The 20,438-nt window shown below is 63.6% G+C and carries 18 protein-coding genes; 8 read left to right on the plus strand and 10 right to left on the minus strand.

Annotated features, from left to right (window positions below; genetic code table 11):
- Positions 1 to 36 precede the first annotated feature (36 nt).
- Entirely contained in the window at positions 37 to 2,901 is a 2,865-nt protein-coding gene (locus tag H7B90_RS20860; protein WP_185137823.1) for a glycoside hydrolase family 2 protein, read from the minus strand.
- A 278-nt stretch (positions 2,902 to 3,179) separates the two neighbouring features.
- On the opposite strand from H7B90_RS20860, the gene H7B90_RS20865 reads away from it, so the two are divergent.
- A complete protein-coding gene (locus H7B90_RS20865) occupies positions 3,180 to 5,486 on the plus strand; it encodes a putative bifunctional diguanylate cyclase/phosphodiesterase (protein ID WP_185137824.1) in 2,307 nt (768 codons plus the stop codon).
- Between the two features lie 20 nt (positions 5,487 to 5,506).
- On the opposite strand, the gene H7B90_RS20870 is transcribed toward H7B90_RS20865, so the two are convergent.
- Positions 5,507 to 7,084: a flavin monoamine oxidase family protein gene (locus tag H7B90_RS20870; protein WP_185137825.1), complete on the minus strand. Its 1,578-nt coding sequence runs from the start codon at positions 7,082 to 7,084 to the stop codon at positions 5,507 to 5,509.
- A 292-nt stretch (positions 7,085 to 7,376) separates the two neighbouring features.
- On the opposite strand from H7B90_RS20870, the gene H7B90_RS20875 reads away from it, so the two are divergent.
- The 3 genes from H7B90_RS20875 (at position 7,377) to H7B90_RS20885 (ending at position 9,628) form a co-directional block, all read left to right on the plus strand.
- On the plus strand, positions 7,377 to 8,153 hold the full coding sequence (locus H7B90_RS20875) for a hypothetical protein (RefSeq protein WP_185137826.1): 777 nt from the start codon (positions 7,377 to 7,379) through the stop codon (positions 8,151 to 8,153).
- The gene (locus tag H7B90_RS20880; protein ID WP_185137827.1) at positions 8,150 to 8,605 is read left to right on the plus strand and encodes a hypothetical protein; all 456 of its coding nucleotides are present in this window, start codon (positions 8,150 to 8,152) and stop codon (positions 8,603 to 8,605) included. The genes H7B90_RS20875 and H7B90_RS20880 overlap by 4 nt, the downstream gene beginning before the upstream one ends.
- A gap of 123 nt (positions 8,606 to 8,728) precedes the next feature.
- Positions 8,729 to 9,628 (plus strand): glucose 1-dehydrogenase, encoded by a 900-nt coding sequence (locus H7B90_RS20885; protein ID WP_212961038.1) that lies wholly within the window; start codon positions 8,729 to 8,731, stop codon positions 9,626 to 9,628.
- A 30-nt stretch (positions 9,629 to 9,658) separates the two neighbouring features.
- Here the strand turns inward: H7B90_RS20885 and H7B90_RS20890 are convergent, their stop codons facing one another.
- The 3 genes from H7B90_RS20890 to H7B90_RS20900 all read right to left on the minus strand — a co-directional run bounded on the left by H7B90_RS20890 (position 9,659) and on the right by H7B90_RS20900 (position 11,105).
- The gene (locus H7B90_RS20890; RefSeq protein ID WP_185137828.1) at positions 9,659 to 10,060 is read right to left on the minus strand and encodes an ester cyclase; all 402 of its coding nucleotides are present in this window, start codon (positions 10,058 to 10,060) and stop codon (positions 9,659 to 9,661) included.
- A 62-nt stretch (positions 10,061 to 10,122) separates the two neighbouring features.
- Positions 10,123 to 10,473, minus strand: a complete 351-nt coding sequence (locus H7B90_RS20895; RefSeq protein WP_185137829.1) for an ester cyclase — start codon at positions 10,471 to 10,473, stop codon at positions 10,123 to 10,125.
- An 80-nt stretch (positions 10,474 to 10,553) separates the two neighbouring features.
- On the minus strand, positions 10,554 to 11,105 hold the full coding sequence (locus H7B90_RS20900; protein ID WP_185137830.1) for an NADPH-dependent FMN reductase: 552 nt from the start codon (positions 11,103 to 11,105) through the stop codon (positions 10,554 to 10,556).
- A 203-nt stretch (positions 11,106 to 11,308) separates the two neighbouring features.
- On the opposite strand from H7B90_RS20900, the gene H7B90_RS20905 reads away from it, so the two are divergent.
- On the plus strand, positions 11,309 to 12,076 hold the full coding sequence (locus H7B90_RS20905) for an ArsR/SmtB family transcription factor (protein ID WP_185137831.1): 768 nt from the start codon (positions 11,309 to 11,311) through the stop codon (positions 12,074 to 12,076).
- Positions 12,077 to 12,168: 92 nt separating this feature from the next.
- Here H7B90_RS20905 and H7B90_RS20910 read toward each other — a convergent pair whose 3' ends face one another.
- From H7B90_RS20910 to H7B90_RS20920, 3 genes are read right to left on the minus strand one after another with little or no spacing between them, the layout of a single operon-like run.
- On the minus strand, positions 12,169 to 13,971 hold the full coding sequence (locus tag H7B90_RS20910) for a carbohydrate-binding domain-containing protein (protein ID WP_185137832.1): 1,803 nt from the start codon (positions 13,969 to 13,971) through the stop codon (positions 12,169 to 12,171).
- A gap of 18 nt (positions 13,972 to 13,989) precedes the next feature.
- Positions 13,990 to 14,673 carry a DUF4956 domain-containing protein gene (locus H7B90_RS20915; protein WP_185137833.1) on the minus strand — a complete coding sequence of 228 codons (684 nt, stop codon included), beginning with the start codon at positions 14,671 to 14,673 and terminating at the stop codon, positions 13,990 to 13,992.
- Positions 14,670 to 15,410, minus strand: coding sequence for a polyphosphate polymerase domain-containing protein (locus H7B90_RS20920; protein ID WP_185137834.1), 741 nt, complete (start codon positions 15,408 to 15,410; stop codon positions 14,670 to 14,672). Before H7B90_RS20920 ends, H7B90_RS20915 begins: the two co-directional genes overlap by 4 nt.
- Positions 15,411 to 15,623: 213 nt before the next feature.
- Here H7B90_RS20920 and H7B90_RS20925 point away from each other — a divergent pair, with 213 nt between their 5' ends.
- The 3 genes from H7B90_RS20925 (at position 15,624) to H7B90_RS20935 (ending at position 18,712) form a co-directional block, all read left to right on the plus strand.
- Entirely contained in the window at positions 15,624 to 16,301 is a 678-nt protein-coding gene (locus H7B90_RS20925) for a response regulator transcription factor (protein WP_185137835.1), read from the plus strand.
- Positions 16,301 to 17,572, plus strand: coding sequence for a sensor histidine kinase (locus tag H7B90_RS20930; protein ID WP_185137836.1), 1,272 nt, complete (start codon positions 16,301 to 16,303; stop codon positions 17,570 to 17,572). The genes H7B90_RS20925 and H7B90_RS20930 overlap by 1 nt, the downstream gene beginning before the upstream one ends.
- 216 nt (positions 17,573 to 17,788) lie before the next feature.
- On the plus strand, positions 17,789 to 18,712 hold the full coding sequence (locus H7B90_RS20935) for an aldo/keto reductase (RefSeq protein ID WP_185137837.1): 924 nt from the start codon (positions 17,789 to 17,791) through the stop codon (positions 18,710 to 18,712).
- 145 nt (positions 18,713 to 18,857) lie between these two features.
- On the opposite strand, the gene H7B90_RS20940 is transcribed toward H7B90_RS20935, so the two are convergent.
- Positions 18,858 to 19,493 carry a histidine phosphatase family protein gene (locus H7B90_RS20940; RefSeq protein WP_185137838.1) on the minus strand — a complete coding sequence of 212 codons (636 nt, stop codon included), beginning with the start codon at positions 19,491 to 19,493 and terminating at the stop codon, positions 18,858 to 18,860.
- Between the two features lie 97 nt (positions 19,494 to 19,590).
- On the minus strand, positions 19,591 to 20,415 hold the full coding sequence (locus H7B90_RS20945) for a pentapeptide repeat-containing protein (protein WP_185137839.1): 825 nt from the start codon (positions 20,413 to 20,415) through the stop codon (positions 19,591 to 19,593).
- Between the last annotated feature and the right edge of the window lie 23 nt (positions 20,416 to 20,438).

The following is a 20,438-nucleotide window of genomic DNA, read 5'->3' on the forward strand; positions in this document are numbered from 1 at the left end:
TCCTTGCGGTTCGGCCCTCGGGGTCAGCCCCGTCCTTCACCGCCCGTCCGCGCCCGTCGCCGGAGCGTTCCACGCGCCGACTCGCAGCCCGTCCAGCCGCGCCCGGCTCCCCGCTTCGAAGGCGATGCGCCGCTCTTCGCCCGGGTACAGGCCGAAGTCGTTCTCCTCCAGATAACAATCCCAATCGTCGGGGAAGCCCTCCACCGTCACCCGCACGGCCGGAACGTCGCCGGAATTGCGAATGGCGATGACGCTGCCTTCGCCCGAGCGCTCGATCCGCCATTCCAGCCGCGTCCCGGGCAGCCGTCTCAGCGGGGCGTCCGGCAGCCCCGCGTACAGCTCGAACGCCTTGACCGCCTCTTCGCCCGGATATTCGTTGTCGTTGTGAACGTGCGCCCTCTCGAAGGCCGCCAGCTCCTCCGGCTTCGGCTGCGCGTTGAACCAGTACCACTGGTCCGACAGCAGCGTGCCGTCGGCGGCGCGAAGCGCCACCGCGAGCAGGAACGGGCGGATGTCGTCCGCGGACGGAAGCGCCGCCTCGATCCGGCCGAGTCCGCGAGTCTCGTTCGCTGCCAGCGTCAAGCCTTCAACCCGCTTCGCTCCCAGCACTCCGAACCCGCTGCCGTACAAGACGGCGGTGACGCTGGCGCCCTCGAGCGGCTCCCGCGTATCGTTCGCGACATGCAGCTCCGCCGCGAACGTCTCTCCCTCGCGCCAGCCGTCCAGCTTCTCCGCCGTCGCGAACGCGGAGCGCGGCCGGCACGCCTGCAGCGCCCGGTAGTAGCTCAGCTTGGGCGTCCCGTAGAAGTCGACGACCGCCCACGAATGGCCCGGGAACAGGTCCGTAAACTTGTAATACCAGAACCCCGTCGCCGAGCGCCCCGCCCGGGACCGCTGCATGTCCGCCGTGAACCGGATCGAATCGCCCTGCGCCGTCTGCGAATACAGAATGTAATCGTCCCAGCCGCGAATCGGGCCGTACGCGCCGTAACGCATCACCTTGATGACGTCCTTCAGGCCGAACTGGTGGAAGTGCGCCAGCCACCCCCGGCTCTCCTCGGTCGGAGGCCACGAAGCGAGCTCCTCTTCCGGCACGTAGCGGACGCAGCTCGACCGGTTCGTCATGCTGGGGATGCCGAATTCGCCGTAGAACACCGACGGCATGCCCAGCGTAGCCGCGTCCAGCGGCTCCCCGAAGTGATAGACGTGCCAGTTGTGCACGCTCCCGCCCCACGGGTCCGTCCGGTGGAACGGGCGCGACGGATCGAGCTGGCGGCACCGCCGGCCGACGAGGAACAGGCCCTCGTCCGCTCCGCCGTGCGGGCCGTTCTCGTTGCCCCCGCCCCACATGACGAGGGACGGATGCGAACGAAGCCGCTTCACCGACTCGGCCACCTGGCGATCGACGACGCCGAGATCGGTGTGCGGAGAATCGATCGGTCCCCAACAGAAGGGGAACTCCTGATAGACCATAATGCCCTTCTCGTCGCACAGCCGGTAGAAGCAGTCGTCCTCGACGATGCCGCCTCCCCAGGCGCGCAGCATCTGCACGTTCCCGCGGCGGGCCAGCTCGAGCATCCGCTCGTACTTGGCCTCGGATTGCTCCAGCATCGGATCCGTCCAACACCAGTTCGCTCCCTTGACGAACATCGGAACGCCGTTCACGACGAACTGCCAGCGGTACTCGGTCTCTTCGGCCGTATCGGCCAGCGGACGCATCTCCACCGTCCGGACCCCGAACGCGACGGACTCGCCGTCCGCCGGCTCCCCGTCCCCGACGCCGACCTGAAGCGACAGCCGGTACAGGGAGGGATCCCCGTAGCCGATCGGCCACCACAGGTCCGGGTTCGGCAGCGCCACCTCGGCGCGCAGCTTGTTCAGCCCGGGCGCGATGTCGACTTCGCTGAGGAAGCGCAGGGCCGCGGCCTCCGCGCCGCTTCCTTCCCGGCGGATCTCCCCGCGAACGGCGGCCTTCGCGAAGTCCGGCAGCCGGCTTCTCAACGAATAGTCCACGAGCAGCCGCGCCTCGTTGTCCGCGATCGAAGCCGTGACGACATAGACGTCGGCGACCGAGACGTCCGGCTCCGCCCGCAGCCGGACGTCCTTCCAGATGCCCTGCGAGATCAGGTGCCCGTAATGCCAGCCGTAGCCCGGGCTTCCCTTCAGCAGGCCGTTCCACGACTGCGGCGCCTGATCGATCCGCACGACGAGCTCGTTCTCTCCGTCGAAGCGGACGAGATTCGTGACGTCCAGCTCCGGGCCGCCGAACATCCCCTTGTGATGGCCGAGCGACATCCCGTTCAGGAATACCGTGCCCGAATAGTCGAGGCCGTCGAACCGCATCGTCAGCCTCCTGCCGCGCCACGCCTGCGGCGCCTCGAACGTCTTCGCGAACCACCAATCCATCCGCTCGGCCCGCGTCCGGCGGAACCAGAGCGGCAGCTCCTTCGGCTCGCCGTGCTCCTCCAGCTCCTCCAGCGTGTTGGCGTTCCAATAAGGATCCGCCAGCTCGCCTAGCTCCGCAAGCGCCTTCTGCACCGTCGTCGGAACCGTCACCTCGCTCCAGCCGCCGCGGTCGAAGCCCGGCTTGTACCAGCCTTCGGCCATCCCCGGGCTCTCGCGGCCCCGCCTGCCGAACCAGCCGGTCGAGGGAGCCGGGGAGCCCGGATCGGCCGGTTCGCAGCCCTTCATGCGCCAGGCGCCGGACAGGAGCAGCTCCTCCCGGTCGAAGCGTCCTACGGGACGATCCCCGGGCAGAGCGGCCGCTTCCCGGACGGGCATCCGGCTCTCCGCCTCCACCAGGGCATCCCCGTGAAGCGAGGATCGGGCGTAGGCGTCATCCTGCGCTTCGTCGAGATAACGCTTTCCTTCTATCGGTCGATAATCGTTCACGTCGGCCATCGTCTTCCCTCTTTTCCGAATGGATCCGTAATCTGACCCTATTATCTGTTGCCTGCCTTTATTAGTCAATCGTTTTTTATTGTTTATTGTTATGTTTTGTTGCTATGACCTTCTCTTCTGCGGATGCAAGAAGATCCAAAAGAGAAAGGCGGATCCGCTATATTTACAACCCCGACCAATTGGTTTATATTGGGTACCAAGATGGATAGATGGTAGGCCATTCGGCCTAGTCCACCCAGCGTTTGCGGACAAACAGTCACCCGGGGAGTGAGCGGACAATGGCCACGATGCTGAGCCGGCACCAAGTTTTACTGAGCGTATTCGGAGGCTTTGTTTTGCTTCAGTACGCTTTGTTTCCTCTAATAAGCGATCGGACGGTTCTGATCCTGACGATCGAGACCCTTCCCTACTTCTTCTCCTTCTTCGCCCTGCGGCGGATCGCCCGCGCCCACCGGAACCATCACCGCCTGTTCTGGAGCCTCTTATCCTGGGGAGGCCTATGCTATGCGTTCGCGCTGCTGGCCTGGGCCGTCTACGATGCGGCTCTGGGAATCCAGGCCCCGACCGCGAGCGTCGGGGATGCGCTGTGGAGCCTGCAAAGCGCGCTCTATGTAAGCGCTCTCGCTTACTTGTTGGCGAAGGAGAGCGGAGTGAAGCGGGGAATCCGCTTCCTGTTCGATACGGCCATCGTCGTGACGGTCGTCGGCACGATCGGCTGGGAATTCGTCATCCGTCCGCAGCTCGGCTCCTTGCTGGCCGCCGAGGGCTGGCGGGCCGTCGCCGCGACGGCGTCGTACCCGGTCTCCGACCTGGCCATTCTGTGCAGCTTGTTCATGCTGTACTGCGACCGCTGCTTCCCCTATCCCCGAAGCGTCTTCGTTCCGTTCGTCTCCGGCTTCATCGTGTACGTCGTCGCGGATGCGGCCTATCTGTTCCAGGTCGCTTCGGATACCTACCGGATCGGCGGCTGGGTCGATCCCTTGTACGCCGCCATGGTCCCGTTCCTCGTCCTGGCCGGCTCCCGCTCCACGACCGCCTTGCCCGACGGCTCCCGCAGGCCGAAGGACGACGCAGCGAACCCGAAGCTGAAGTACCTCTTGTTGTACGGCGGCCTGATCGCGCTGCTCGCCTTCGCGGTCGTCCAGACGGACGCGGATTCGCTGAACGCCGTCTTCCTCGCGAGCATGGCGATCCTGACGCTCGTCGTCGTCCGCCAAGTCACGGTTCTGCTCGAGAACGACGCGCTGATGGCCAAGCTTCAGCGAACGCTGCGCAAGACGGAAGCCCTGGCCCTCTATGACCCTCTATCGCTGCTGCCGAACCGCCGCTTCTTCGAGAAGCAGGCGTCGGAGGACCTTGAAGCGGCGAACCGGGCGGCGGACGGGGAGCGGAGCCTGGCCGTCCTGTTCCTGGATCTCGACCGGTTCAAATACGTGAACGACGGCTTCGGCCACGAGGCCGGCGACGCGCTCCTGCTGGAGGTCGCGCAGAGGCTGACGAAGCTGGCGGGAGGACGTCACTTCGTCGCCCGCATGGGCGGCGACGAGTTCACGATGCTGTGCAGGGGACTCGGCTCCGAGCGGGAGCTCAGGGAGTTGGCCGAACGCGTCCTCGGCGAGATCGGCCGGCCGTACCCGTTCGGCCCGGACGGGTTCCGGGCGACGGCCAGCGTCGGAGTCGCCGTGTACCCGAAGGACGGAACGACCGTCGCCTCCTTGCTCAAGAGCGCCGACATCGCCTTGTACAAGGCGAAGTCCCAGGGCAAGAACCGGGCCGTATTCTATTCGGAGCGGTTCGACCGGGTTCTGTCGCTCCAGATGGCGATGGAGACCGAGCTTCGCAAGGCGATCGAGCGCGACGAGTTCGTTCTTCATTATCAGCCGCAAGTCGATGCCGCCAGCCGGAAGCTCGTCGGCGTCGAAGCGCTCATCCGCTGGCAGAAGCAGCCGGGCGTCATGGTGTCCCCCGCGGAATTCATCCCGCTCGCGGAAGAGACCGGCCTGATCGTGCCGATCGGCGAATGGGTGATCCGCACCGCCTGCCGGCAAGCGAAGCGGTGGATGGACGCGGGCGCTCCGGAGTTCCACATGTCGGTCAACCTCTCGCCCCGCCAATTCAGCGAAGCGAACTTCGTGGAGGTCGTCTCCTCCGTCCTGGACGAGACGGGGCTTCCGCCGGATCGGCTCGTGCTCGAGATTACGGAGGGAATCGCCATTCAAGACGTGCGCGAGACCGTCGAGAAGCTGGTTGCTCTCAAGCGAATCGGCGTGCTCGTCTCCATGGACGACTTCGGGACCGGGTATTCCTCCCTCGCGTACCTGACGCTCTACCAAGTGGATGCGCTGAAAATCGCGCAAACGTTCATCAGCGGAGTGTCGGCCGATTCCGACCGGGCTTCGATCGTCAAGGCCATTCTGGCGATGGCGAGCAGCCTGAGGCTGACGGTTATCGCGGAAGGAGTCGAGACGGAGGAGCAGTACCTGTTCCTCAAGAACCATGGCTGCGACTGGATTCAAGGGTACTACTTCCATAAGCCGCTGTCCGCGGAAGAGGTAAGCCTCCTGTTCGCGGAGGCGGCCGCCTGAGGCGGCGATAACGCCTTCGCCTATCGGCCGGCGGCGAGATCCCGCAGAATCTCCCGCGCCGCGAGCTCCCCGGATTCGACGGCTCCGTTCATGTAGCCCGGATGCAAGACGGAGGTATGCTCTCCCGCGAAGAGGATATTGCCTTCCCGCTCCCCCGCCATGCCGGCGAACTTCGTATACTGGCCGACCTTCCAATACGAGTAGGCTCCTCGGGACCACTCGTTGCAGAACCAAGTGTCCAGCGTCGATAAGCCGTTCCAGCATTCGGAGCCTCCCGGCAGGACGAGATCCAGCTTGTTCAGAAAATCGGCCGTCGCCCGGACGGTCTCCTCCGTCCCGGCCTTCCTCCGCGCCGCCGTCTCTCCTCCGGTATAGTTGGCGAGAATGCCCGAAGAGCCCGCCTGCGCCCGCGAAGAATCGAACGTCTGCTGATAGCCGACGTCCGCGAACGTCTCGCCGTTGTTGCCCGCCTCGTGCCAGAACCGGCGGGCGAATTGGACGTGCAGCTTGGCGTTCGCCCCCATGCCCAGCTCTTCGATCGCGGCCTTCTTGAGCGGCCGGAAGCCGGCTCCCTCGTAATCGAGCGTCCTTAGCACCGAGAAGGGGATCGCGAGAATCGCCTTGTCCGCCACGACCTCCCGCTCCTTCCCTTCGCCGCGGAACCGGAGACGGATCCGCCCGGCCCCGTCGCGCTCGATCCCGGCCAGGGGAGAGCGAAGGCATACTTGTCCCTCCAGACGGGCGGCCAACCCGGCCGGAAGCCGGTCGTTGCCTCCCCGGATGCGGAAGCACTCGTCCGAATCCCCGTAGATCCGGAATCGCCCGCCCGGTCCGCCGCCGAGCAGGTACAGCAGATTCAGCGCGCTCTGCTCCCGGACGTCCGCCCCGTACTCGACCTCGTATGCCAGCTCGAGCAGCCGGCCGAACCGGGAGCTTCGTCCGCCCGGCACGATCTCGTCGATGTAGCCGGCGACCGACTGATGGTCGAGCTCGTATCCGCGCCGGGTATACCGATTGTACTGCGTCGAATCCCCGGCTTCCTCCAAGTCCTTCCGCAGCCGGGGCAGAACCGCCTTGAAATCGCGGGCCGCTTCGTCGTACGTATAGGGACGCCCATCGAACGAGTAGAGGGGACGAGCGCCCGCGGGCTCCGCCCGGACGAGATGGTCCAGCTCCAGGCCGAGCTCCCGCGCCAGCTTCCGGATCTCGCGGTGGCCGGAATCGATGAACTCCCCTCCGCGCTCGACGGTCTGTCCGTCTTCGAAGAAGCCTCTTCTCGTCCAGCATCTCCCCCCTGCCCGGTCCGAGGCTTCGTAGACGGTCGCGAGCACTCCTCGCTGCTTCAACCGATAAGCCGCCGTCAGTCCCGCCAGCCCCGCGCCGACGATAACGATTCGGGGCGAATGCGGCGCCGAGCCCGAGCCGTCCGGGAGCGGTCGGGGCTTCCCGCCGCTCGCCGTTGCCGATGCGGACGCCGCCGGCGGAGAACCCTGCCGTTCCCCCATGAAGGCTTGTCCGCCGCGGGGACGTTCCCCCGGCTCCGCCGTTGCCGCCGCATAGAGACTTCGCAGCCGATGGACCAACCATGTATGCGCCATTGAACAACAACCCCTTCACGCAAACCTAAAAAAGCCATGCCTTGCGGCAAAGAGACCGATCGCGCGATCGTCGTCCTTGCTACAAAATATGCATGGCTTATCCGATTGCGTAGGTGGGAGAAGCGGGCGATCCGATGGTTTCCTGCGATGCTTCAAGCGAGGAACGCATGCCGAACGGGCGGCTGCCCGAAATTCTGGATAATATTTACGGCAATGCAAACAATATGCCGGCGGGGAAGCGAATAGCCGGAACGATCGCCCGATCGCGGCTTCAAGGCAGGTGCTAACGAGCATGAAGAGTCCATCCCGGCGCCCGATGGCCGTCCTAAGCACATTCGGCGTCACTCAATTACACCGGCAGAATCCTTATATGGTGGCTTGGTGGTCCGCCGTTTTCCCCGGATTCGGGCACTTGCTGCTTAATCAATATCTGAGAGGGACTCTGCTCACCCTGTCGGAGGTCATCATCAATACGCTCGCGCATATTAACGAAGCGATGATTTATTCGTTCTGCGGTCAATTCGAGCAAGCCAAGTCCGTTCTGGAGCCCCGGTGGGCATTCGGCTATCTTCTTACGTACTTGATCGCCATCTGGGACAGCTACCGCTCCTCTTTAAACCAGAACAAGCTGTTCCATCTCGCCTCCATGGAGAACGAACCGATCCCGAGCCTCCGCCTCTTCTCCGCCGAGATCCAATACGTCGAGCAGCGGCGCCCACTGACCGCCATCGCGTTCTCCTTCCTGTTCCCGGGCACGGGACAGCTGTACAACCACCGGTTCGGCCTTGCCTTCTACGCCATCTTCTGGTGGTGGGTATACGCCTCGCTGTCGCATGCTTACGAAGCCTTGATGTACCTGTTGATCGGACAGCTGTCCAAAGCGAATCAAGTGCTTCATCCCCATTGGCTGTTGTTCATGCCTTCCGTCATGGGGGGCTCCGTCTATCATTCCTATCTGACGACCCTGGAGCATAACAAGCTCTTCGCCCTGGAGCAGCGACAACATCTAACCGGCCGCTACCGCTCGTCGGAGGTTCGGCTTCTCGACGGGGCAGGTGCCGGTTCATGATCGTGATCGGCGCCTTCCGGCATTCCCTTGACCTGGAGCAGGCGCTCTCGGTGCTGGAGAGGAGCGGCATCCCGCGCAAGCAGCTGCTCGTGGTCGCCATGGACGGCGAGCCCGACGTGCCGATGCCTTACTCGAGCCGAACGAAGGACCTTCATTCCCAAGGAGTCGAGCTGGGCTTCGCCTGCGCCACCGGTCTGGCCGTCATCGGCGCCAGCACGGGATTTATCGCGCCTTGGGGCCCTATTCTCGGCGGGCTCGCCGCCGCCATCCTCGGCTTCGGGATCGGATTCGGCATACGCTGGATTCACGCCAGACGGCTCCGTCTTCGGCCGATGCCGAAGAACCTCCCGGAGGTGACCGTCATCGTCCGGTGCGCGGAACACCAGTCGCCGCGCGTGCTGGAGATCATGTGGACGTATAACGCCATGACGGTCGGCCTGGCCGACGCCTGAGCGGCGGCACCGGCTCGTCCGCTCCGTCCGTTAGACAAGACAACTCTTCGGGCCATCGTCCCGACGAACCAATTCCCTCGGATGGAATATTCTGCAACAAATGACAATTGCGGAGGTCCATTCATGCTCCCTTCCTACGGACACGTTATGCAGTGCGAAGAGATTCCGCTCGAGTTCCCCATGCAGCATCAACCCGGGACGCCTGGGCAGCCCGGGTTCGAATCGCTGATGAATCCAAGACCGGTATCGGAGCTCTCCTCCCGAATCCCGTCCGGCAAGCTGCAAGGCAAGGTCGCCCTTATTACCGGAGGCGACAGCGGAATCGGCCGGGCGGTCGCCTACCTGTTCGCCGCCGAAGGAGCGGACGTGGCCATCGTCTACCTGAACGAGCACGCCGACGCGGCGGAGACGCAGGAGCGCGTCCGGCGATTGGGACGAAGATGCTTGGCGATTCCCGGGGACATCGGCGACGAGGTCTTCTGCCGCCAAGCCGTCCGGCGGACGGTATCCGAATTCGGCCGGCTCGACGTCCTGGTCAACAACGCGGGGACGCAGTACTTTACGACCGACATCATGCAGATCTCCGCGGGTCAGATCGAGCGCGTGTTCCGGACGAACGTCTTCTCCCAGCTCTACCTCGCCCAAGCGGCGGTTCCCTATATGCGGCCGGGGAGCTCCATCATCAACACGAGTTCCATCGCGGCCTACGAAGGGTACCCGGGATTCGTCGATTATACGGCGAGCAAAGGGGCGGTAAGCGCGTTGACCCGCGGGCTCGCGGCGTCCCTGATCGGAAGGGGCATCCGGGTCAACGCGGTATCGCCGGGAAGAACGTGGACCCCCCTGGTCGCCTTCACGTTCCCTCCCGAGATCTACTCCGTGTACGGGCACGTTACTCCGATGAAGCGGGCGGCCCAGCCCGCCGAGATCGCGCCCGCCTACCTGTACTTGGCTTCCCCGGATTCCGCGTACGTGGTCGGGCAGACGCTCCATGTCAACGGCGGGGAATATCTCGCCGGTTAGCCGGCGAGAGAGGTCCGCGGATCGGGCGGGTTACTCGCCCTTGATCTGCTTCATCATCGTCGCGATATCGATCCAGCCGCGATGCTCGGCGATCTTGCCGTTCTCCGCGCGATATCTCCGATACAGCGTGACCTCCATGGAGCGTCCCGTCGGCGCGTTGCCGAAGAACATCCCCCGGTGCGTGCCCCGCACGGTCATGCGGACGAGAACCGTATCCCCTTGGCCGAAGATCTCTTCCACGGCGTATTGCTTGTCGGGGAACGCCTCCAGAATGCGCGCGGCGAACTGCTTCAAGCCTTCCTTGGATTGATAGGACAGCTCTTGGTAATCGTCCGACAGATAGCGATCGACGCACTCCAGGTCGTTGCGATTCCAGAATTGCTCGATAAACTCGCTCACCGTCTCGACAGGGCTTGGATTCTTCGCGGTCATAACCGAACCTCTCCTTTTTTATGTGAAGATGGGAAAATCGGACTTCGATTCCGGCCGGACCGTTACGGCCGGGATTGCAGCTGGGGCAGCAGCAGCCCCGTATCGAACCAGCCGCGGTGCTCGAGGATGCGGCCGTCCTCCAAGCGGAATTCCCGGAACTGGGTCCCCTTGATCGTCCGGCCCGTGGCCTCGATTCCCGCGAACGCGCCGGCGTGCGTGCCGGTCATGGCGATCCGGGCGACGGCCTTGTCGCCCTGGGCCAGAATCTCTTCCGCGGCGTACCGCCGATCCGCGAACGCTTCCGTCCATTGCCCGGCGAAGAATTGCTCCGTCCGCTCCAGAAGCTCCCGATTCGCGGGATCTTCGATAAACGCTTTTACCGCCTCCGCGTTGTTCCGCTCCTTGCTCGTCATCCCTTACCCTCTCCTTTGATTGTTTTCATTATAGGTTACTAATTAGTCACCTGTTGCCGTTAAAAAAAGGCTCCTTCGCTTCAATTGACGGCCGGCGTCCGGGCCGCCAGCTTCCCGGTCAGCTCCAGGAACTTCCCGAGCGCCGCCTCCACGCGGGCTCTCGTCGCTTCATCCGTCGGAACGCCGTCCGGACCGAACGAGTTCGCGCCGCCGCCGATGGAGATCCATTCCGGGCTATTCACCCCGTGCAGATTGCGCACGATCGTCTGCAGATGCGTGAGCGAGCTGACGCCGAGCGGGCCGCCGGCGGAGCTGACGGACAGGACGGTCTTGCCCGCGACCAGATCCGGGTTCATGTAATCCAGAGCGTTCTTCAGCACGCCGGACAGAGAGCCGTGATATTCCGGAGTCGCGAGAACGAGGCCGTCCGCTTCCGCCACGGCTTCCAGCATGCGCCGGACGTTCGGGTGGAAGTCCCAGTTGTCCGCCGAGAACAGCGGCAGCGGCCATTCGTACAGATCGACGAACGTCGCCTCGATCTGCCGGGAGAGCAGCCGCTCCTCGATATGCCGGAGAAGCCGCGTGCTCGAAGCTTGGGCGCGGTTGCCGCCCGCGATTAACGTGATTTTCATAAAGAATCCTCGCTCTCTCGTATGGGTATGGGGAAGTTCGGGATCCGAATCGTTCCGCCGCCGGCTGACAAAGCGATTCGGATGTGTTAACATGTGACTGCAAGGTCACTTTTGTTATCCTCATCATACGTTACCATTTGGTCACGTGTCAAGAGGGATATTCGCATTTGGATACGCCCATTGTCCGGAAGGAGGCGTCGCGATTGGACGACCCCATATTCAAGGCGCTTGCGGACCCCAGCCGACGTACGCTCCTCGATCTTCTGCACGCCTCGGACGGGCGGTCGCTGAACGAGCTGTGCGCTCCGCTCGACATGTCCCGGTTCGGCGTCATGAAGCATCTGAATATTCTCGAGGAAGCCGGGCTGATCACTACGAGGAAGGTCGGGCGCGAGAAGCTGCATTATCTGAACGCGGTGCCCATCCGCCAGATTTACGACCGGTGGGTGAGCAAGTACGCCGAGCCGTGGGCAGCCGGGCTGACCGCCCTGCAGAACGAATTGGAGAGGGAGACGAATATGACGACGAAGCCTCGGAACGTAAACCGGATCGCCATCAAGGCGAAGCCGGAGCAAGTATGGCAGGCCCTTACGGAACCGGCCAAGACATCGAAATTCTGGTTCAACTGCTCGATCCGGTCGGATTGGCAGGTGGACTCCGCCTTCGAGCTGTGGAGCGAAGACGGCGCGAAGAAGGCGGAAGGCGTCATCCTGGAGCTGGACCCTCCGCGCAAGCTGACGCTGAGCTGGCGGTTCGTCTCGTTCCCGGGCGTGGACGGGGATTCTCCGTCGCGCATGACGTGGGAGATCGATCCGCATGCGGAATTCCATGGCGTGACCCTCGTCACCGTCGTGCACGACGAATTCGAGCAGGCCGCGGCCACCGCGAAGGTTCTCGAGAACGGCGTGCCGATCGTCCTGTCGGGCCTGAAGTCCCTGCTGGAGACCGGCTCCTCCCTGACCGGCGCCTGAACGGCGCCTGCGCCTGCAAGCCGGCGCGAAAGGGGCAGCCCCCAAGTCGAACGACTTGGAGAGGCTGCCCCTTCGCGTTGCTCCCGCACCCTTTAAGAATTCGTCGCCGCCGCCGAGCCGTCCTGCGGCGCTTGCTGTCCGTCCGCCGGCAGTTGGCCGTCGGGCGGCTGCTGACCGTCGGGCGGCTGCTGGCCGCCTTGCGGCATCCGGCCGCCGCCGAAGCCGCGTCCGCCTCCACCTCCCCGGTTGCCGCCGCCGGGGCCGCCCATCCCGCTGCGAGCCTCGGTGACTCCCGATTCGTTCAGCCACGTGACGACGGAGGAAGTCTCGAAGGAGACGACCTTCGTGCCGCCGGAGTAGTCGCCTCCTTCATAGAGGCCGCCCGTCGCGGTTCCGGTCGAAGTCCCGCCCGAGTAGAGCGTGTACGAAGCGTTCTGCTTCAAGTCCGGGGAGCTGATGAACACCGCCGAATAAGTCTTGGACGGCGCGAAGGTAACGAGGCCGTTCCCGTCCGCGTCTTCGAGGCGAACGATCGTGCCGGCTTGCTGCGTCTGCGAGTACGTCATCAAGATTCCGGGCTGCGTCGAGCCGTCGGACGAAGCCTGCGCCATGCCGGAGCTGCCGGCGGCGACGAGGAACCCGCCCGTCATGACGAAGGTGCCGTCGTAGTCGAGAGAGCCGTTGCCGTCGTTCGTCGGGCCGTTCACGAGCACGGTGCCGCCGCTCATCTCGATCGAGCCGTTCGCGTCCAGCCCGTCGCCTTGGGCATCGACGCTGAGGGTGCCGCCGCTGATCTTGAGCAGGTTGCCCGAATCGGCTTGCGAGCCCGGCCGGCCTCCGCCACCGCCGCCGCCACCGCCGCCGCCAGCGCCGCCGCCTTCGGCCTCGCTGCTAGTGCCGCCCGCGGCATTCACCCCGTCGTCGTCCGAGACGACGCGGATATCGCCGCCCGAGATGTCGATTGCGCGGGCCTCGATCCCCTCGTTGCTTCGCGAGATATCGATCTTCCCGCCCGAGATCTTGATCGCGGTCTCCGAATGGATCGCGTCGTCCCCGGCCTGGACGGATAACGTGCCCCCCTGGAGGTAAATGAAGCCCTTCGTCTCGTCCGTATCGTTGGTCGTCTTGACGGCGTCTCCTTCGGCATCGATGGTGATCGCGCCGTCTTGGACGGCGACCGTATCGCGTCCGACGAGCCCGTCGTCGGCCGACTGGATCGCGATCGTGCCGCCCGTGATCTTCAGATCGTCCTTGCTCTTGATTCCGTCCTTGTAGTTGCCTTGGACGGCGAGCTTGCCGCTTCCGTTGATCGTCAGATCGTCATGGCTGAAGATCGCCGCGTCCGGCTCGTCCGTCGAGGCGTCCGGGAAGACGTATTCCGCGCCGTCCGAGACGACGTTCTCCGTTCCTTCCGCCAAGGTCAGAACCAGCTTGCCCGCTTCCTCGACGTAGATCGCCGAGGAGTCGCCGTTATGAATCTCCGCCCCGTTCAGGACGAGGCGAACGACGCCCTTGTCGGCGACGTCGACCACGATCCGGCCGTCGTCCAGCTTCCCGCTCACCGCGTACGTGCCCGCCGCCGTAATCGTCACCGTGCCGTCCTTCGCTTCGGCTCCGGACCCGTCGATCGTCGCGCCCGTTCCGCTCAGCGCGATCATCGTCGGATTGGCCGCCGTCCAATCCGTGTAGGCGTCGTCGGCCTCGTACTCGACCTCCTGCGACGTGTCGATGCTCGCGAGCTGCGCGCTCGCCGCGGCATCGCTCGCTCCGGCCGTCGCGGTCGCGGTCGCCGCCGAGCCTCCGTCCCCCGCCGTATCGGACTTCGCGCTGCATGCCGACAACAGCGCGGCGACTAATAGAACGGCGCCGAGCTTCATTTTCCAAGAGTGTCTCATCGTTCATCATCCTCTCTCTTAATAGTCCGGCGTCGCCGGGGGATTCATCGTGAGCGTAATATCGAGATTGCCGTTCCGGCACCGGACGGCGTCGAGGAACTCCTTCTGGTTCGTGCGGGGATCCATCGTAATCGCATAGACGACCTCGTACAAGCTGCCCAGCTCGGTCGTCCGGACCTTCCTCAACTCGTAGCCGACGTTGTACTGTCTGAAAATCTCGTCGAAAGCCTCCTCGTACCCGAGATTCTCGGGAATCGTCACCTTGAGAAGCTTCTGCGACTCCTTCTTGCTTCCGATCTTCAGCACCTTGAGGAGGAACATCAGGGCGCAGAGCGCGACCGTGAACAGGACGGCGTAATCGTAAGCCCCGACGCCGCACGCGAGACCGCCCGCCATCGCGAACAGGACGAACGCGATATCCTTCGGATCGCCGGGAGCGCTCCGGAACCGGATGATCGAGAACGCGCCGGCGAGGCTGAACGCCCGGGCGATGTTGCTGCCGATGAGCAGAATAATGATGGCCACGATCGCGGGCAGCACGATCATCGTAAGCGTGAAGCTCTGCGTATAGGCGGGCTGCGTCTTCATGTACGTGAAGCTAATGACCGCGCCCAGCGCGATCGAGACCAGGATGGTGAGCAGGGCGTCCGAGAACGTGAGTTCCGCGGTCGCCGCCGTCGTCGTGAACAGGGATTCGATCATGAATGAATTCTCTCCTTCTCCAGTCGTCCGTTGCGGACCCATTGCTTGTATTCGTTGCCGTACTTCGAGAAGCTCGTCCGGAACATCCGGAGTTCCGACAGCAGGCGGGACAGCCAGACCGGAACCGTCTTCTCCGCCTTCACTTCCATCAGCCATTGGCCCCGCTCCAGAAGCGGCTCTCCGTCATCGCCGCTCTCCAGCCGGACGTCATGCCTCCTCGACCGGATGTTCGTGTCGAACGTGATCCGCAGATCCCGGTTGCCCTTGCAGAACATCGCGATCCGGTCGTAAGCCAGATACACCTTCGGCTGCAGCTCGTACCGCCGCAGGAAGTATTCGATCTCCCGAACCACCTGCCGGTTCATGTAGTCCTTCGGCTCCGGCGCCCGTCCGGTCCGGACGAAGTCGTACGCTTCGTTCAGCCTTAGCGCCGTCCTTCGCTTGTTGACGAGGCCGAACACTTTTTTCTTCAGCTCCAGGTATACCTTGCCGTCCGCCGCCGGGACGCCGTAAGCCCGGATGCGCAGCTTCTCCCGGTACTTCGGCTTCGCCAGGCTGCTGCGGATCAAGCTGTCGCGTTCGGTGTCGTAGTAGACGTTGCTGATGGAGTAGAACTTGCCGTTCCCGTTGTATTCGTCCAGCACCATATGCTCGAGCAGCCGGTTGTAGATCGCGTAGAACGCTTGGCTGTCCATCAGATACTTGTTCTCGTAGCGGTTGAATACCTCGATCGCCATCGGTTGCGCACCTTCCTTCCCGCCTGTCGGCTCGCCGTTCCATGCCTGTAATCTTAGAGCCGGAACCTTTAACGAATCTTAAATGCCGGGGACGCCTTGAAAATTCGTTGTTCCGAGGATAGGGCCGGATGGTACGATTAAGGTTGATTAAAGGTTCGCTTCCTATAATGGGCTTTAAGACGACTAAGACGAACGACCGAAGGGGAAGCCATCATGAGACTATTAATCGTGGAAGACGAGATTCATCTGGCGGAGGCGCTGACCCAGATTCTGAGGAAAAACCATTATTCCGTCGACGCCGTCCATGACGGCCAGTCGGGACTGGACAACGCGCTGAGCGGGATTTACGACCTGCTTCTGCTCGACATCATGCTGCCCGGGATGGACGGGATCTCCATCCTGAAGTCGATTCGCGCGGAAGGGATCGCGACTCCCGTCATTCTGCTCACGGCCAAGGGCGAGGTGGACGACAAAATCGCCGGGCTGGACCACGGGGCCGACGATTACGTGGCCAAGCCGTTCAACACGGGGGAGCTGCTGGCGCGGATTCGGGCGGCGCTCCGGCGCAAGGGCGAGGTCGTGCCGGACGACTCGCTCAAGTACGGCGACATCGAGCTGCACCCGTCGAGCCTCAAGCTGTCGTGCCAGGGGAAGGAGCTGAAGCTGATCTTGAAGGAGAGCGAGCTGCTCGAGCTGCTGATGACGAGAAAAAGCGCGGCGACGTCCAAGGAGCAGATCATCGAGAAGCTGTGGGGCTTCGATTCGGAGGTCGAGCATAACAACGTGGAGGTGTACATTTCTTTTCTTCGTAAAAAACTCGCGTTCCTCCAGTCGGCGGTCAAGATCAACACGATCCGCGGCGTCGGGTACGTGCTGGAGGCGAACGTCTGATGTTCAAGAAGCTGCGCAACCGGTTCCTCTTCTTGAATCTGGTCATCATTACGGTCATGATGCTGGTCGCCTTCGCGGCCATCTATACGATTACGTATCAGAACGTTCGGCGGGACATCGACATGGACCTGGGCCGGGTGGCGGACGCGTACCAGAAGCCGGACGGCAGCCGAGGGAATCCTCATCCCGGAGGGGGGCGAATGCCGGATGGCTTCGCGGGGAAGCCGATCCCGCCGGCGGAGCGGTCGGTGTCCTTCTCATTGAAGACCGACGAGCAGTGGAACGTGACGGAGACGGACTCCCGCTTCGACATGGACGAAGACTTCTACGCCCAGGCGGTCCGCAAGGCGTCCTCTCGCGGTCCGGGCAAAGGCCAATTCGACCTGGACGGAACGCGGTGGGCGTACGAGGCGCAGAAGCAGGCCGACGGCTACTCGATCGTATTCCTCGACGTGACCGCCCGGCAGAAGATTTTGACCAACCTCATCTATACGTTCCTGGCCGTCGCTCTCGCGATGCTCATCGTCATCTACTTCACGAGCCGCTTCTTCGCGAACCGCTCCATCGCCCCGGTCAAGGAGGCGTTCGAGAAGCAGAAGCGGTTCATCGCCGACGCGTCCCACGAATTGAAGACGCCGCTGGCGGTCATCAACACGAACGCGGACGTGCTGCTCGCCAACAGCGATGACGCGATCCGCGACCAAGCGAAGTGGCTGCACCATATCAAGTCGGAGACGGAGAGAATGAAGACGCTGACGAACGACCTGCTCTATCTCACCGAGATGGACGACTCGCGGGCGGGCATGCTGTTCTCGAACGTCGACGCGAGCGAAGCGGTGGAGAGCGTCGTGCTGACGATGGAGGCAGTCGTCTTCGAGAAGAACCTCGAGCTCGGCTACGAGATCGAACCCGGCCTGTTCGTCCGCGGCAGCGCCGAGAAGCTCAAGCAGGTCGTCATGATTCTGCTCGACAATGCCGTCAAATACGCGAAGCCGCCAGGGAAGATTGATTTGAGCCTGAAGAGGCGGCACCACGAGATCGTGCTGAAGGTGACCAACACGGGCGAGGGCATTCCGGCCGAGCATCTGGAGCGGATCTTCGACCGCTTCTACCGCGTCGATCCTTCCCGGTCCCGCAAGCATGGCGGCTATGGCCTGGGCCTCGCCATCGCCAAGTCGATCGCGGAGCAGCACAAGGGCCGGATTTATGCGAAGAGCGTGCCGAACGAGACGACATCGTTCTACGTTCATCTCCCGGCCGCGGCGAGGTAGGCGAAGGCGGGATGGGACGGGTTTTTTGGGAAGCGGCGGGGCAGGCAGCGGCGAACAGGAAGGCGGCGGATGCCCCTCATACGGGGGCAGAAGCCGCCTTTCGCATGGTCGGGGACGGGACGTATTGAAACCGCTCTCCGCATGTGCCACAATACGAAGTGACGTCGTCCCTATGGTTCTGCTTTTAGCCATCCTTATTATCGGAGGTACATAGACATGAGAACGATCAAGCTCGGCACCAGCACCCTCGAAGTTCCCGTCGTCGCGGTCGGCTGCATGCGCATCAACTCGCTGGACAAGGCTCAAGCGGAGCGCTTCGTCCGCACGGCGCTCGAGGAAGGCGCGAACTTCTTCGAGCATGCGGATATTTACGGCGCCGGCAAGTGCGAAGAGATCTTCGCCGAGGCGATCCAGATGAGCCCGAGCGTCCGCGAGAAGGTCATTCTCCAATCGAAGTGCGGCATTCGCCCGGACAAGGGCATGTTCGACTTCTCGAAGGAGCACATTCTGAATTCGGTCGACGGCATCCTGAAGCGGCTGAAAACCGATTACTTGGACGTGCTGCTGCTGCACCGTCCGGATACGCTCGTCGAGCCCGAGGAAGTCGCGGAAGCGTTCAACCGGCTCGAGAGCTCCGGCAAGGTGCGCCACTTCGGCGTCTCCAACCAGAACCCGATGCAGATCCAGCTGCTGCAGAAGTTCGTGAAGCAGCCGATCGTCGCGAACCAGCTCCAGCTGAGCATCACGAACGCGACGATGATCTCCCAAGGCTTCAACGTCAACATGGAGAACGCGGCGGCCGTGAACCGCGACGGCAGCGTGCTCGACTTCTGCCGCCTGCACGACATTACGATTCAGCCTTGGTCCCCGTTCCAGTACGGCTTCTTCGAGGGCGTGTTCCTCGGCAACGAGAAGTTCCCCGAGCTGAACAAGAAGATCGACGAGGTCGCCGCCAAGTACGAGGTCAGCAACACGACGATCGCCATCGCCTGGCTGCTTCGCCACCCGGCGAACATGCAGCCGGTCATCGGCACGATGAACGTCGACCGTCTGAGAGACTGCGTGAAGGCAGCGGACATTCGCCTGACTCGCGAAGAGTGGTACGACATCTTCCGCTCGGCGGGCAACATTCTTCCGTAACCGGCTATAGCCAAAGGCCGTCCCGGCAGGTCCATCGAGACCCGCGGGACGGCCTTTATCGCGTCGGCTCCCTATTCCGCCCATGTGAGCAATCCGGCACCTCTCTTTTCCCGGCTCTGAAGTCGTCCGATTCGGCGAATCCCTCTTAAGATGCCGTGGTCCAATCCTCCAGGCTCAGCCTGTCTACGACCTCGTAGCCGTTCCCCGGCCCGCCCGGCTTCACGACGACGGCCCCCATATAGGGGATCTCGCCCAGTCCGACCCCTCGCGGAAATCCGTGAGCCACGACGACCCGATTGGTTCCCGGCAGCGGAATCTTCTCCAGCTCCGCCCTCACTCCCGCCAAGATCTCGGTCCGTTCGGCTTGGGAGGCATTGCCCAGGGCGTTGACGCGCTGCCAGAACGGATCGGCCTGGACGTTCTCCGCTCCGAACGCCAACGCGGCGGATTGCCGGGTTCGGCAGAGGGGACTGGCGAGCACCGGCTTCTGAACCGGAATCCGCAAGCGCCGCAGCGCTTCCCCGAATCGCCTCGCCTGATCTTGTCCCAGCGCGGACAGATTCCTCTGGGTGGAGCAGTCGTTGACGTTCAGGTCGGGCCGGTCCTCTCCGACGGTCGCTTCTCCGTGCCGGACGTACAGAACATATCCGCCCTGGCGCAGCGAATTCAACAGCGACGGCGATAAGGGTCTTGCGGCGTGCAGGCTCTCCGCCGCTCCCTTCGCCGGCGCGGCCTGAACGATCAACAAAGTCAGCAGCAGCCATCCGACGAGCTTGCGCATCGTATCCGATCCTTCCTTCCGCGAGGTCCAGTCGGATGTAGTCTGCGCCGCGCCAGGAAAATCAAACCGTCAAAGGCTCGCATCCCTGGCCGCCGAATTACGCGGTCCAGTGCTCCGGCCGGCCGAGCCGGTCCGGCAGCCGCGTGCGGACGTCCCCGCGCGCCGAGTTGACCTGCGCCTGGGTCAGGAACAGCGCTCCCGCGAGGTTCGCCCCTCTCAGATCGGCGTCCCGAAGGTCCGCGCCGATGAGATCGGCTCCTCGCAGATCGGCTCCCCGAAGGTCGCAGGCGATCAGCAGCACGCCTCTCAGATTCGCTCCCCGCAGATCGGCGCCCTTCAGATCGGCCCCGATCAGATCCTTGCTCCTCTCGATCCGGCTCCGGACGCGAGCCGCCAGCTTCGGCCGGATCGGCCCGCGCACGAGCTCGCTGACCCGGAGCAGGCGCTCGTTCACGACGGCCCGGAGGGACGGAACGTCCAGCCCCAGCAGCGATTGCGGGTCCAGGCTCGCGAGCGCCTCCGTCTCCTCCATCGTCCGCCGCAGCTCCTCGCGCAGAGGGCGGGCTTCCTCGAGGGACAACGCTTCGTGCAAGTAGGCGAGCATCTCGTGAAGCTGCCTTACGATCGGGAAGACGTCGAACATCTCCTTCGCGATCGCAGGCTCGTCCCGCCAGCTGACTCCCCGGTACGTCCCCTGCGACACTCGCTGGCCCGCGCCGAAGCAATCGTAGACGGTGCAGCCCTTGAAGCCGCTGCTTCTCAGCCGCGGATGAATGCCGCAGCGGTAATTCTCGTCCAGGTTCCGGCAGGGGACTCCCCCGTCCTTGTCCTGAGCGAAGTCCGCCGAGCGCGCGTAGGGCAGCGCCACGCAGCAGAGCCCGAAGCAGCGCTCGCAATCGGCGGCGTACGGACGACTATTCATATTCCCCCAACTCCTCTGCTCAT

Origin of the sequence: Cohnella xylanilytica (assembly GCF_014212175.1) — a bacterium.
GTDB classification, from domain to species: domain Bacteria; phylum Bacillota; class Bacilli; order Paenibacillales; family Paenibacillaceae; genus Cohnella; species Cohnella xylanilytica.